The organism is Saccharopolyspora ipomoeae (assembly GCF_029952525.1).
GTDB lineage: Bacteria > Actinomycetota > Actinomycetes > Mycobacteriales > Pseudonocardiaceae > Saccharopolyspora > Saccharopolyspora ipomoeae.
On record NZ_JASAOF010000012.1, the window covers coordinates 91,749 to 104,270 of the forward strand.

The 12,522-nt window shown below is 70.8% G+C and carries 10 protein-coding genes and 1 tRNA gene; 3 read left to right on the plus strand and 8 right to left on the minus strand.

Annotated elements, in window-relative coordinates; all coding sequences use genetic code 11:
- Positions 1–64 precede the first annotated feature (64 nt).
- Positions 65–1,159, minus strand: a complete 1,095-nt coding sequence (locus tag QFW96_RS18885; protein ID WP_281457014.1) for an ABC transporter ATP-binding protein — start codon at positions 1,157–1,159, stop codon at positions 65–67.
- 186 nt (positions 1,160–1,345) lie between these two features.
- Between QFW96_RS18885 and QFW96_RS18890 the strand changes: the two genes are divergently transcribed.
- Positions 1,346–2,446: a LacI family DNA-binding transcriptional regulator gene (locus QFW96_RS18890; protein WP_093415521.1), complete on the plus strand. Its 1,101-nt coding sequence runs from the start codon at positions 1,346–1,348 to the stop codon at positions 2,444–2,446.
- Positions 2,447–2,507: 61 nt separating this feature from the next.
- Here QFW96_RS18890 and QFW96_RS18895 read toward each other — a convergent pair whose 3' ends face one another.
- The 7 genes from QFW96_RS18895 to QFW96_RS18925 all read right to left on the minus strand — a co-directional run bounded on the left by QFW96_RS18895 (position 2,508) and on the right by QFW96_RS18925 (position 11,550).
- A complete protein-coding gene (locus tag QFW96_RS18895) occupies positions 2,508–4,097 on the minus strand; it encodes a polyamine aminopropyltransferase (protein ID WP_281457015.1) in 1,590 nt (529 codons plus the stop codon).
- Positions 4,098–4,104: 7 nt separating this feature from the next.
- A complete protein-coding gene (locus QFW96_RS18900; protein WP_281457016.1) occupies positions 4,105–4,530 on the minus strand; it encodes a DUF350 domain-containing protein in 426 nt (141 codons plus the stop codon).
- 90 nt (positions 4,531–4,620) lie between these two features.
- On the minus strand, positions 4,621–5,058 hold the full coding sequence (locus QFW96_RS18905; protein ID WP_281457017.1) for a DUF4247 domain-containing protein: 438 nt from the start codon (positions 5,056–5,058) through the stop codon (positions 4,621–4,623).
- Between the two features lie 3 nt (positions 5,059–5,061).
- Complete coding sequence (locus QFW96_RS18910; RefSeq protein ID WP_281457018.1) at positions 5,062–5,673, minus strand: DUF4178 domain-containing protein; 612 nt, start codon at positions 5,671–5,673, stop codon at positions 5,062–5,064.
- A 143-nt stretch (positions 5,674–5,816) separates the two neighbouring features.
- The gene (otsB, locus tag QFW96_RS18915) at positions 5,817–8,366 is read right to left on the minus strand and encodes a trehalose-phosphatase (RefSeq protein WP_281457019.1); all 2,550 of its coding nucleotides are present in this window, start codon (positions 8,364–8,366) and stop codon (positions 5,817–5,819) included.
- Between the two features lie 131 nt (positions 8,367–8,497).
- Positions 8,498–9,967, minus strand: a complete 1,470-nt coding sequence (locus QFW96_RS18920; RefSeq protein ID WP_425524769.1) for an alpha,alpha-trehalose-phosphate synthase (UDP-forming) — start codon at positions 9,965–9,967, stop codon at positions 8,498–8,500.
- Positions 9,968–10,101: 134 nt separating this feature from the next.
- Complete coding sequence (locus QFW96_RS18925) at positions 10,102–11,550, minus strand: threonine/serine exporter family protein (RefSeq protein WP_281457021.1); 1,449 nt, start codon at positions 11,548–11,550, stop codon at positions 10,102–10,104.
- A gap of 198 nt (positions 11,551–11,748) precedes the next feature.
- Between QFW96_RS18925 and QFW96_RS18930 the strand changes: the two genes are divergently transcribed.
- Both QFW96_RS18930 and QFW96_RS18935 read left to right on the plus strand, forming a co-directional pair.
- Positions 11,749–11,821: transfer RNA gene (locus QFW96_RS18930), tRNA-Thr, on the plus strand.
- Positions 11,822–12,049: 228 nt separating this feature from the next.
- Entirely contained in the window at positions 12,050–12,517 is a 468-nt protein-coding gene (locus tag QFW96_RS18935; protein ID WP_281457022.1) for a GNAT family N-acetyltransferase, read from the plus strand.
- The last annotated feature ends 5 nt before the right edge of the window (positions 12,518–12,522 follow it).

The following is a 12,522-nucleotide window of genomic DNA, read 5'->3' on the forward strand; positions in this document are numbered from 1 at the left end:
AGACCGGACGAGGGCGTTGGCGCGATCGCCGACCCCGCAGGAGACGGCGGCGATCAAGACCGGGTCACGCCGCCAGGCGGACACCCGTTTCGGGGTGGAACAGGTGCACCTCACCGGCGTCGCGGAGGGCGACCTTGACGTTCTGGCCCAGCGCCGGGGGCGTGCGTCCGTCGGCGCGGACGACGAAGCGCTCCGAGGAACCGCCGACCGTGATCGAGCCGTGGATGAGCGCGTCGGCACCCAGCTCCTCGACCAGCTCGACGGTCATGTCCAGGCCCTCGGAGTCGCTGGAGGTCAGCTCCAGGGCCTCGGGGCGGACGCCGAAGGTGACCTCCTCGAGGTCGCCCGCGGCGGCCAGCGCCTCGCGGGACAGCGGGACCGTGGTGCCGTCGAGCACCGCGCCCTCGCTGCTCAGCGGTACCGTCTTGAGATTCATGGCCGGGGAGCCGATGAAACCGGCGACGAACGCGTTCGCCGGGTTCTCGTAGAGCTCGCGCGGCGAGGCCACCTGCTGCAGCAGGCCGTCCTTGAGCACCGCCACGCGGTGGCCCATCGTCATCGCCTCGACCTGGTCGTGGGTGACGTAGATGGTCGTGGTGCCGAGCCGCTTCTGCAGCGCGGCGATGTTGGCGCGGGTCTCCACGCGCAGCTTGGCGTCCAAGTTGGACAGCGGCTCGTCCATCAGGAACACGCTGGGCTCGCGGACGATCGCACGACCCATCGCGACCCGCTGGCGCTGACCGCCGGACAGCGCCTTCGGCTTGCGGTCCAGGTACTTCTCGAGGTCGAGCATGCGCGCGGCCTCGGTCACCTTCTCGTTGATGACGGCCTTCGGCGTCTTGCGCAGCTTGAGCGCGAAGCCCATGTTCTCCGCGACCGTCATGTGCGGGTAGAGCGCGTAGGACTGGAAGACCATCGCGATGTCCCGCGCCTTCGGCGGGGTGTTGGTGACATCGCTGCCACCGATGGAAATACCGCCCTCGTCGATGTCCTCGAGCCCGGCCAGCATGCGCAACGCCGTGGACTTCCCGGACCCGGAGGGCCCCACCAGAACGAGGAACTCACCGTCGGCGACGTCCAGCTCCAGCTGGTCGACCGCCTTGACCGGCGGGCTGCCGGGGTAGACGCGCGAGGCGTTGACGTACGCGACCTCAGCCATATGTGACACCCTTCACTACAAATGGTCCAGAGGACGCTATCCGTCGAAAGTGTTTCCGTCACTCCCCCGAGGGAACCATTTCGGACAGTGATCAGCCTACATCGTTCCGTGTTCGACGTTCGAACATCAGTGGGACGTAGGTCATGCTCGCTTCACCCTCGGGTTCTGAACCGTTACGGTTCCTGCATGGCGCGGTCAACGAATGCCCGGCGGCCTGCGACCCTCGCGTCGCTCGCTGCGGAACTCGGGGTCTCCCGGACGACGGTGTCGAACGCCTACAACCGTCCGGATCAGCTGTCCCCCGAGCTGCGCAAGCGCGTCCTGGAGACGGCGCGGCGGCTCGGGTACCCGGGACCGGACCCGGTCGCACGCTCGCTGCGCACCCGCAAGGCGGGTGCGGTCGGCCTGCTGCTCACCGAGAACCTCTCCTACGCGTTCCGCGACCCGGGAGCCGTCGGCTTCCTGGAGGGGCTCGCGCTGGCCTGCGAGGACGCCGGGCAGGGGCTGACGCTCATCCCGGCCAGCCCCGAGCGCGAGGACGTCGCCTCGGTGCACCGCGCCGGCGTCGACGGCTTCGTCGTCTACTCCGTTCCCGAGGACGACCCGCACCTGGCCGCCGTGCTGGAGCGCCCCGTCCCGGTCGTGGTGTGCGACCAGCCGCGCCTCGACAACCTCGACTGGGTCGGCCCGGACGACCGCAAGGCCATCAAGGCCGTCGCCGACCACCTGATCGGGCTCGGCCACCGGCGGATCGGCGTGCTGTGCATGCGCCTGGCGCGCGGCCGCAACGACGGCCCCGCCACCGTGCAGCGGCAGGCCAACGCCAGCTTCCACGTGCAGAAGGCCCGCCTGACCGCGCTCGCCGAGGAGTTCAGCGAGGCCGGCGTGGACTGGACGACGGTGCCGGTCGTGGAGCGCTTCGACCACACGCTGGACTCGGGCGCCTCCGCCGCCGCTCAGGCGCTGGAGATCGACCCGGAGATCACCGCGCTGGTGTGCACCTCGGACATCCTGGCGCTCGGCGCGCTGCGCGAGGCCCGCAACCGCGGCCTGCGCGTGCCGGAAGACCTCACCATCACCGGCTTCGACGGCATCCCGGACGCCGAGCGCGCCGGGCTCACCACGGTCCGCCAGCCCTGGCTGGAGAAGGGCCGCGCCGCCGGTCGCCTCCTGCTGGAGACCGCCGAGCCCAGCCGCCCCCGCCACATCCAGCTGGAGACCCAGCTCATCACCGGCTCCACCTCGGGACCGCCCCGCTCCGGCGAGGAGTTCTGGTTCGGCCCGTGACCCGGGGTGACCCGATTTCAATGGAAGTCGGGGACCCGAGTTCCGTTGGAACCGGGTCGGGTCAGTAGTTGGTCCACTCGCCCTGGGCGTAGTCGAGGATCGTCGGGTGCATCAGCGTCGAGGGCTGCAAGTCCGGGAGGCGGGCGCGGTCCGGTGGGAACGCCTGCGCCGCCCGGAGCGTGGCCGCGTCGAGGGAGCGCAGCGGCGGGACGTCGTCGGGCAGCCGGGGTTCCGGAGCCGCGGAACCCCGGGTGACCAGGTGGAACCCCCACTCGCCGAAGGCCGGGACGGAGACCTCGTAGGGCGTGGTGGCCAGGCCCAGCGAGCGCAGCGTCGCCTCGACGCACCAGTACGCCTTCGGCGCGAAGTACGGCGACCCGGCTTGCACGACCATCCGCCCCCGGTCGGTCATGGCGTGGTCCACCAGGCCGTAGAACTCGGCGGAGTACAGCTTCGCGGTCGCCGTGGAGTCGGCGTCCGGCATGTCGACGAACACCACGTCGTAGCGGTCCCGGTTCTCCCGCAGCCAGCTGAACGCGTCCGCCGGGATCGCGCGCACCCTCGGGTCGCGGAACGCGTCGCGGTTCAGCGACGACACCCGCTCGTCGCTGCGCGCCAGCTCCAGCACGGCCGGGTCGAGGTCGACCAGCGTCACCTCGCGCACGTCCGGGTAGCGCAGGACCTCCCGGAGCGCCAGGCCGTCCCCGCCGCCGAGCACCAGCACCCGCCCGCGCGGGCCGCTCATCGCCGGGTGCACCAGCGCCTCGTGGTACCGGTACTCGTCGATCGAGCTGAACTGCAGGTCCCCGTTGAGGAACAGCCGCGTGTCCCGCACGCCGCTCAGCGACACCGACTCGGTGAGCACCACGTCCTGGTAGGGCGTGCGCTCGGCGTGCACCACGGGGGCGGAGTACAGCGCCTGCCGCGCGGTGACCTCGAAGTCGTCGGCGTAGGCGTAGGCGCCCAGCAGCAGGCCCGCCACCAGGGCCGACGCGCCGATCAGCAGCAGCCTGGCCCGCTTGGACAGCTCGCGGCGGAACACCGTGAGCACCAGGCCCAGCCCGGCGGCGGCGTTGACCATCCCGACCAGCAGCGCGCCCTGCACCTGCCCGAACAGCGGCAGCAGCAGGAACGGGAACGCCAGGCCGCCCACCAGGCCGCCGACGTAGTCCGCGGCGAACAGGTCGGCGACCGCCGACCCCGCGTCCTGGCTGCGGATGCGCTGCAGCAGCACCATCAGCAGCGGGATCTCGGCACCGATGAGCAGTCCCAGCACCAGCGCGGTCGCGATCAGCGCGGGCAGGTACAGGCTCAGCCACGCGAACGCCGCGTAGAGCCCGAGCACGCTGAGCCCGCCGAGCAGCGCCAGCAGCAGCTCGATCCCGGCGAAGGACGCCGCCGCCCACGGCTGGAGCGGTTTCGCGGCCAGCGCCCCGACGCCCATCGCGAACACCATCAGCGACAGCACGATCGAGGCCTGCCCGATCGTGTCGCCGATCAGGTAGCTGCCGAGCGCGACCAGCGCGAGCTCGTAGACCAGTCCGCAGGCGGCGCAGACGAACACCGCCACCAGCACCGCGAACCGCGCCACGCGGTTCCGCCGTGCCGGGGGCGAGTCCTCCTGCGCCGGAGCGGCTTCGGTCGTCGTCACCGGATCATCAGTAGATCGCGGCAGCCATCAGCACCGCGAGCACCAGGTGCGCGGACGCCGACACCCAGGTCGCCGGGTGCATGTCCGGCGAGGCCAGCTCGTCGCCGAGCTTGCCGGGCGTGATGGCGTCGATGAGCAGGAACGACAGGCTCATCAGGATCAGCCCGAGCAGGCCGTAGGCGACCGTGCCGATCAGGCCGAGCAGCAGGTCGTTGGCGCTGGCCATGATCGCGGTGGTGAGGATGATCCCGACGCCGAGCAGGCCGGAGACCAGCAGCAGCGCGGCGTTCGGGTTGCGGTTGACCCAGATCAGGTCGCGCAGCTTGCCCGGGGTCGCGAGGTCGACGAGCACGTAGCCGAGGGCCATCATCGCCACGCCGATCACCCCGTAGGCGACCGCGGCGAACAGGCCGGCGAGCAGTTCGTTGAGCAAGGTGGTGTGCCTTCCGTGTCGTGGTGCGTCAGCGCGGCGGCCCGGCCTGAGCCGCTCGCGGAGGTCGAGGTGCGGTGGCGGGACCGCTGGTCACTTGCCTACTCCCGGTCCGCCGCCGCGGAAGGTCTCGCCGCGCGTGGAGCTCCAGCCCCACACGTGCCCGACGTGGCTGTGGTAGTGCCGGTAGGCGCGATCGGCGTCCATCAGGTGGATGACCGACCCTGCCCCGTGCGGCTGGATGATCACCGCGTCGTCGGAGTAGCGCAGGTAGACGCCCGAGGCGTCGGTGGACTGCGCCTGCGGACGCCACTTGGCGGTGATCTCGGCAGCGACGGTCCTCGGCGGTTTCGGGCTCGTGTAGGCCGCGTTGTCGTCGTCGCCCGCGATGTCGAGGTGCGCGGCGCGGGTGTAGTTCTGCTGGACGTAGCCGCGCGCCCCACCGCCACCGGCGAAGATCATCACCAGTCCGACGATGAGCGCGATCACCACGGTCACACCCGCGATGACGAACCAGTACCTGGGTTTCATCGATCAGCCCGCCGTCGGGTAGATGAGCACGTCGTAGCGGCCGAGCTTCTCGCCCGCGGTGGCCTCCCACGCGGCGCCGCCGTAGGACTCGAAGCCCAGCAGCGCGCCGTCGGAGGACTCGTAGTCGTGGTAGCGCACGGTGCCCTGGGCATCCAGGCCCGTCGTCGCCTCGCTGCGGAAGTTCGCCGAACCCGACTCGCCCGAGCGGTAGGTGCGGCCCTCGTGCTCGATCGTCGGCGCCCCGGGGGCTCCGACGCCGGTCACCGGCGTCCACAGGGTCAGGACCAGGTCCGGGTCCTCCTCGACCGCCAGCCACACCTGAGTGCCCCGGGAGTCGTCGAGCAGGTGCTCCGACCAGCTCCAGCCGCCCTCGTCGAGGCGCAGGCTCCCGCGCACGGTGTAGGTGGTCGAGCGGATCTCCACGATGTCCCCGGCCTTGAGCGCGCGGGGATCACCGCGCAACGAGTCCTGGTCGCCGGTCCCGAAGGGGTCCTGCGGCGCTCCCGCCCGCGACTCCCCCGGTCGCTCTCCTCGCCGCGCCCGCACCCCGAGCACCACGGCGACGACCGCGACCACGACCAGCAGCAGCACCAGGACGACCAGCAGCGCTGTCATTCCGGAACGCCCCCTTCCACGCGATGTCGCGCTGAGGCTAACCGCTGGAGATCACCCGAGTGGCCCAAACACCCGAAACGTGACCAACCGGAACGCGGAACGGGCCGCCCACCAGTGGTGGGCGGCCCGTTCGAGGAGGTGGATCAGGCGGACAGCAGCTGGGCGCAGCGGATCAGGCCCAGGTGCGAGTACGCCTGCGGGTGGTTGCCGAGGGAGCGCTCCGCGATCGGGTCGTACTCCTCCGACAGCAGGCCCGTCGGGCCGGCGGTGTCCACGATCTGCTGGAACAGCTCCTCCGCCTCGGTGCGGCGACCGGTGAGCAGGTAGGCCTCGATCAGCCACGCCGCGCACAGGTGGAACCCGCCCTCGTCACCGGGCAGGCCGTCGTCCCGCCGGTAGCGGTAGACGGTGGAGCCGCTGCGCAGCTCCGCCTCGATGGCGGTGACCGTGGCGCGGAACCGCTCGTCGGACGGGTCGATCAGACCCGACAGGCCGACGTAGAGCGAGGCCGCGTCGAGGTCGGAGCCCTCGTAGGCGGTGGTGAACGCCTGCACGTCCGGGTGCCAGCCGTTCTTCACGACGTCCTCGGCGATCTGGTCGCGCAGCGGGACCCACGCCTCGTCGAGCTCGCGGCCGTAGGTCTCGGCGATCTTGACCGCGCGGTCCAGCGTCACCCAGCACATCACCTTGGAGTAGACGTGGTGACGCGGCGCGTCGCGCTCCTCCCAGATGCCGTGGTCGGGCTCGAACCAGCGCTTGCCGACCGCGTCGGCCATCGCCGTGACCAGCTCCCAGTCGCTGTCCCGGACCGTGCCGGTGGCCTGCGCGAGGTGCGCGATGAGCTCCACGACCGGACCGAACACGTCGAGCTGGACCTGCTGGTCGGCGAGGTTGCCGACGCGCACCGGACGCGAACCCGCGTAGCCGGGCAGGCTGTCGATGACGGCCTCCGGGCCGAGGCCGGTGCCCTGCAGCGAGTACAGCGGGTGCAGCCGCTCCGGCCCCGGCACGCTCTCCAGCACCCGGTGCAGCCAGTCCAGGAACGCCTCCGCCTCGCCGTTCGAGCCGAGCGTGACCAGCGCCTGGGCGGTCATCGCACCGTCGCGCAGCCAGCAGTAGCGGTAGTCCCAGTTGCGGACGCCGCCGATCTCCTCGGGGAGCGAGGTGGTGGCGGCGGCCATGATCGCGCCGGTGTCGGAGTGCACCAGGCCGCGCAGCGTCAGCGCCGAGCGGGCCACCAGGTCGCGCTCGACCTCCGGCAGCGACAGCGTCTTCATCCACTCCGACCAGTACGCCTCGGCCTCGGCCCGGCGGGCGGGCTCGTCGGTGGGCGTGAGGTCCTCGGTGCCGCCGCGCATCTCCAGCACCACCGGCTCGCCCTCGGTGAGTTCGAGGACGGCCTTGGCGGACTGGTGCATGCCGTCGGAGGTGATCTCCCACTGCACGCCGGGCGAGTGCAGCACCATCGGCTCGGAGGTGCCCTGCACGCGCAGGCCCCCGGCCTCGGGCGTGATCCGCACCGGCACCTGGCCGAACTCCGGCCGCGGCGCGAACTCCACCGACACCGTCGTGCTGCCGTTGATCACGCGCACCAGGTCGGTGCGGTGGCTGTCGGTGCCGTGCGCCAGGTAGTCGGTGACCAGCAGCCGCGACCAGCGGGTCTCCACGGTCATCGTGTTGGGCACGTAGCGCTGGCCCAGCGGCAGCGGGCTGCGCTGACCGCCGTTGCCCCCGGCGTGCGGGCGGATGCTGAAGTGCCCGGCGGTCGGACCGCCGAGCAGGTCGGCGAACACCGCGGCCGAGTCCGGCCCGGGGTGGCACATCCAGGTCACCCGGGCGTCCGGGGTGAGCAGCGCGATCGTGCGCTCGTTGGACAGCATGGTCAGCCGCTCGATGGGCGGCGCCTGCTCGCCGTAGAGCCAGGTGCGCCGCTCCTCCATGAGGAACGCGAGCACGGTGGCCACGTCGGTCGTGCTGCTGATCCGGTGCGCGGCCAGCGACTCGCCCTCGCCGACCTTGATGCCCAGGTCGGGGCCCTGGAGGCGGGCGAATGCCTTCTCGTCGGTGACGTCGTCGCCGAGGAAGATCGCGGCGGTGGCGCCGACCTGGTGGCGCAGCGCGTCGAGCGCGTTGCCCTTGTCGGTCTGCACCACGGCCAGCTCGATGACGGCCTTGCCCTCGGTGACCTGCACGCCGTCCCACTGGGCGGGGCCGGTGCGGACGGCGTCGAGGACGGTTTCGGCCACGTCGTGCTCGGCGCGGCGGACGTGGACGGCGACGCTGGCCGGCTTGGCCTCCAGCGTCACGCCGGTCTGGCCGCGCACGATGTCCTGCACGGCGACCTGCAACTCGGTCCGGAGCTGGGTGGCCTCGGGTTCGAGTCCGTGCACGAAGCCGACGTCGAACTCCGAGCCGTGGCTGCCGACGAGGTGGACCTCGGCGGGCAACCGGGACAGGGTGGCGAGGTCGCGCAGCGCACGACCGGAGATCACCGCCGTGGTGGTCGCGGGCAGCGCGGCGAGCGAGCGCAGCGCGTGCACGGATTCGGGTAGCGGTTTGGCCTGGGTCGGGTCGGCCACGATCGGCGCGAGCGTGCCGTCGTAGTCGCAGGCGACCAGAAGTCGAGGCGTCCGCGCGAGCTGCACGATCACGCGTCGCAGCTCCGCAGGCAGGGCTTCGGCGGTCAACGCCATACTCCTTGGGGCAGGTCAAGTCTGGATGGATCGATCCGGAACGCCTGAGGCGATAACCATCTGCTGGCGACCGGTTCTGCTCAGTATCGCCGACGCGGTGGGATCCGCTGTTGCGGACCGGTTACCGTCAGCTACTCCACGAGGGGCGCGCCCAACGCTTCGAGGAACGACCGCGCCCAGCGGTCGACGTCGTGCGTGAGCACTTGCCTACGCAGAGCGCGCATCCTACGGCGGCCCTCCGCCTCGTCGATCTCCAGGGCGGCGAGCAACGCGTCCTTCACCCCGTCCAGGTTATGGGGATTCACCAGGAACGCACTGGTGAGCTCGGCGGCCGCCCCGGCGAACTCGCTGAGCACGAGCGCCCCGCCCAGGTCGTACCGGCACGCGACGTACTCCTTGCAGACCAGGTTCATCCCGTCGCGCACGGGGGTCACGACCATGACGTCGGCCGCGGCGTACAGCGCGACCAGGTCCTTCTTGTCGACCGAGGTGTGCAGGTAGTGCACGGCCGGGTGACCGACGCGCCCGAACAGGCCGTTGATCCGGCCGACCTCGCGCTCGATGCCGTCGCGCATCTGCTTGTAGTGCTCGACGCGTTCCCGGCTGGGCGTGGCGACCTGGATCATCGTCACGTCCTCGGCCTTGATCTGGCCCTCGGCGAGCAGCTCGTGCATGGCGTGCAGGCGCACGTCGATGCCCTTGGTGTAGTCCAGCCGGTCCACCCCGAGCATGATCTTGCGCGGGTTGCCCAGGTCCGCGCGCAGCTTCTTGACCCGCTGCTGGACGTCCTTGCTGCGCGCGAGCCGGTCGAGCTCGGTGGAGGCGATGGAGATCGGGAACGCGCCGACCCGCACGGTCCGGTCGCCTACCTGCACGACGCCGGGCCGGTTGCGCACGCCGACCTGACCGCGGCTGGGTTCGAAGCCGGCGAGCCTGCGCGCCAGCCACAGGAAGTTCTGCGCGCCGCCGGGCCGGTGGAAGCCGACGAGGTCGGCGCCGAGCAGGCCGCGCACGATCTCGGTCCGCCACGGCAGCTGCATGAACAGCTCGACCGGCGGGAACGGGATGTGCAGGAAGAAGCCGATCCGCAGGTCGGGCCGGAGTTCGCGGAGCATCGCGGGCACCAGCTGCAGCTGGTAGTCCTGCACCCACACGGTGGCGCCCTCGGCGCTGACCTCGGCGGCGGCCTCGGCGAAGCGGCGGTTGACCCGCTGGTAGGCGTTCCACCAGGAGCGGTCGAACACCGGCGGCACGACCACGTCGTGGTACAGCGGCCACAGCGTGGCGTTGGAGAAGCCCTCGTAGTACTCGGCGAACTCCGACGCCGACAGCCGCACCGGGTACAGCTGCATCTCGCCGTCGTCGAACGGCTGGACCTCGACGTCGGCGACGCCCGGCCAGCCGACCCAGGCGCCTCGCCGGGCCCGCAGGAACGGTTCGAGCGCGGTGACCAGCCCGCCGGGGCTGTGCTTCCAGCGCTCGGTGCCGTCCTCCAGCTTCTCCAGGTCGACGGGTAGCCGGTTGGCGACCACGACGAAGTCCGCCCGGCCGGAACTCCTCTTGGGCTCGTCGCCCTCGCTCACCGGAAACCCTCCCGCCATGTGTCCACCTGGAGTTGTGAGGCTACTCAAACGGCCTCTTCATCGCGTGCTTCGTGTGGCCCAAACACCCTCGCGTGTTTCGGTCCGGATGGGGCCTTAACTTCGTCGCGGTTGCGTTGCGCGGCAAGTCCTTCTCAGTCCAGCCGCCGCCTGCTGGGGCGCAGCGGTCCGGACAGCCTGGGCCCGGAGATCCGCCGCTCCAGGTTGCCGAGCCTGCTGCGCACCGGCTGCGCCAGGTACTCGCCGAGCACCACGCCCGCGCCCAGCGCCAGACCCGTGGCCACCGCCAGCATGAGCGTGGCGACACCGGTCGGGCTGCCCAGCACCGACAGCTCGAACAGACCCCGGTAGGTCGCCAGACCGGGCAGCAGCGGCGACACTGCGGAGACCGCGATGACCAGCGCCGGGATCTGCAACCGCCGGGCGACGATGCCGCCGACGAAACCGACGACGGTGGTGGCCACCGCACCGGCCAGCACGGGGTTGAGCGCCACGCCGTCGGGCATGGTCAGCGTCGCGTACACCCCGGCGGCCACGCCGCCGCCGATGCCGGCGATGAGCAGCGGTCGCGGCGGCGCGTAGCTGGCCAGCGCGAAGCAGGCCGAGGTGGAGGCACCGGCGAGCACCTGCACCGACAGCACCAGGCCGGGCGCGGTCACCTGCGCTCTCCCCAGCGATTGGGCGTCGAGCCCGGCGACCTGGTCGCCGCCGATGCGCAGGCCGATGTAGAGCGCGAGCACCACGCCAGCGATGAGCCCGGCGGTCATCATCGCCAGTTCCGCCATCCGGCCCGCCGCGGTGACGTTGTATCCGGTGATGGCGTCCTGCATGGAACCGACGACGGTCATCCCGGACAGCAGCACGATGATGCTCGCGGCGATCGCCAGCGGCGCGCTGCTCAGCAGGCCCAGCGCGTAGGCGCCGAGCGCGATGGTGGTCGCCACGGCGCCGCCGACGGCTTGCTGGAAGAAGAACGGCAGGGCGCGCTTGTTCAGCAGCCGCCCGACGCGGTCGACCAGCGCGGTGGTGCCGGCGGCGACCATCGGCAGGAACGGGTCGTTGCCGCCGCCGAGCAGCACCGCCAGCGAGGCGGCCATGCCGGCCCAGGCCAGGGTGGCGACCCAGCGCGGGAACGGGTGCGAGGCGGTGGTGATCCGGTCCAGGTCGGCGTAGGCGTCGCTGGCGCTGATCTCGCCCGCGGTGATGCGCCGCAGCAGCTTCTCGACGTCGGCGAGGCGGGTGTAGTCGATGGAGCGGTTGCGGACCACGCGCAGCGACGTGATCGGCGGCTGCTCGGTGCCTCTGTAGCAGGAGACGGTGATCGACGTGTAGATCACGTCGACCTCGCAGTGCGGCAGACCGTAGGCGCTGACCACGCCGATGATCGTCGCGGTGACGTCGGAGGCACCCGCGCCGCTGGCCATCTGCACCTCACCGATGCGCAGGCCGAGGTCGAGGACCAGGTGGACGGTTGATTCGTCGGGCAGCGAGGGCCCGTAGACGACGTTGCGAGAGCCCGGGACGATGGTCTGCTCGGGGTCGCGCCGCCGCAGCACACCACGCGCGCGCTGCGTGATTCCCACCGCGGTCTTTCCTTCCTGCCGCGCCCCGCGAGCGGAGCGCCGCCGTGGCTGATCTTCCCCTCGGGCATCGCCTGTCATGAGCGGACCGTTGCAGTCGGCATCTGTGGCTTCCATCACTGGTCGTGGGCGCACGCGCGGCCGCCTCCCGGGCCGAGCGCTGCGGCGCTTACGATGTTCGCGCACACCTCGTTGTCGCGCGCCGCTGTAGCTCAGTTGGTAGAGCGCCCGCCTTGTAAGCGGATGGTCAGGGGTTCGAGTCCCCTCAGCGGCTCCGAGCGTACCTGACCAGGTCTTTTGACTGAGCGGGTACGCCTGTGTCCGCTCCGCCACAGTCCGCTCCGGAGAATTCTGGTCCCGGGACCAGCAAGAATGCGTCGAATCGCTCAGAACCTGCGATCACGAGCCCATTTCCGGAGTTGAAGATCACTTCGGACGCGGCGGCTGGACACCGGACTACTCCGACCTATACCGTCCCTGCGGTCGTCGATCGTGAATTCTGGTGGGGTTACTGGTGCGCATTGCCGTTGACGATCTGACAGACCCGGAGATCGAGTCTTTCCTGCAGGGGCACATCAGCGAGATGCGCGCGGTCTCGCCGCCCGGGAGCACGCACGCGCTGGAGCTCAGCTCCCTGCGCCGACCTGGGGTTACGTTCTGGTCCGCCCGCGAGGGCGACGCGGTGCTGGGCTGCGGAGCGATCAAAGAAATCGATCTTGAACACGCCGAGATCAAATCAATGCGCACCGACCCGTCGCACAAGAATCGCGGAATCGCGTCGCAACTGCTGACGCACATCATCGGCGAATCGAAACTCATGGGCTACACGCGCCTGAGCCTGGAAACCGGTTCGGCCGATTTCTTCGAACCCGCCCGCAAGCTCTACCTCAAGCACGGCTTCGACTACTGCGAACCCTTCGCCGAATACCGCAAAGACCCCAACAGCGTCTTCATGACCAGAACCCTCTGACCCGA

What these genes read in the sequence shown, in the direction of transcription:
- QFW96_RS18885 (WP_281457014.1), bottom strand. Translation starts at nt 1,159, where the DNA reads ATGGCTGAGGTCGCGTACGTCAACGCCTCGCGCGTCTACCCCGGCAGC.
- QFW96_RS18905 (WP_281457017.1), bottom strand. Translation starts at nt 5,058, where the DNA reads ATGAAACCCAGGTACTGGTTCGTCATCGCGGGTGTGACCGTGGTGATC.
- QFW96_RS18920 (WP_425524769.1), bottom strand. Translation starts at nt 9,967, where the DNA reads ATGGCGGGAGGGTTTCCGGTGAGCGAGGGCGACGAGCCCAAGAGGAGT.
- QFW96_RS18890 (WP_093415521.1), top strand. Translation starts at nt 1,346, where the DNA reads ATGGCGCGGTCAACGAATGCCCGGCGGCCTGCGACCCTCGCGTCGCTC.
- otsB (WP_281457019.1), bottom strand. Translation starts at nt 8,366, where the DNA reads ATGGCGTTGACCGCCGAAGCCCTGCCTGCGGAGCTGCGACGCGTGATC.
- QFW96_RS18910 (WP_281457018.1), bottom strand. Translation starts at nt 5,673, where the DNA reads ATGACAGCGCTGCTGGTCGTCCTGGTGCTGCTGCTGGTCGTGGTCGCG.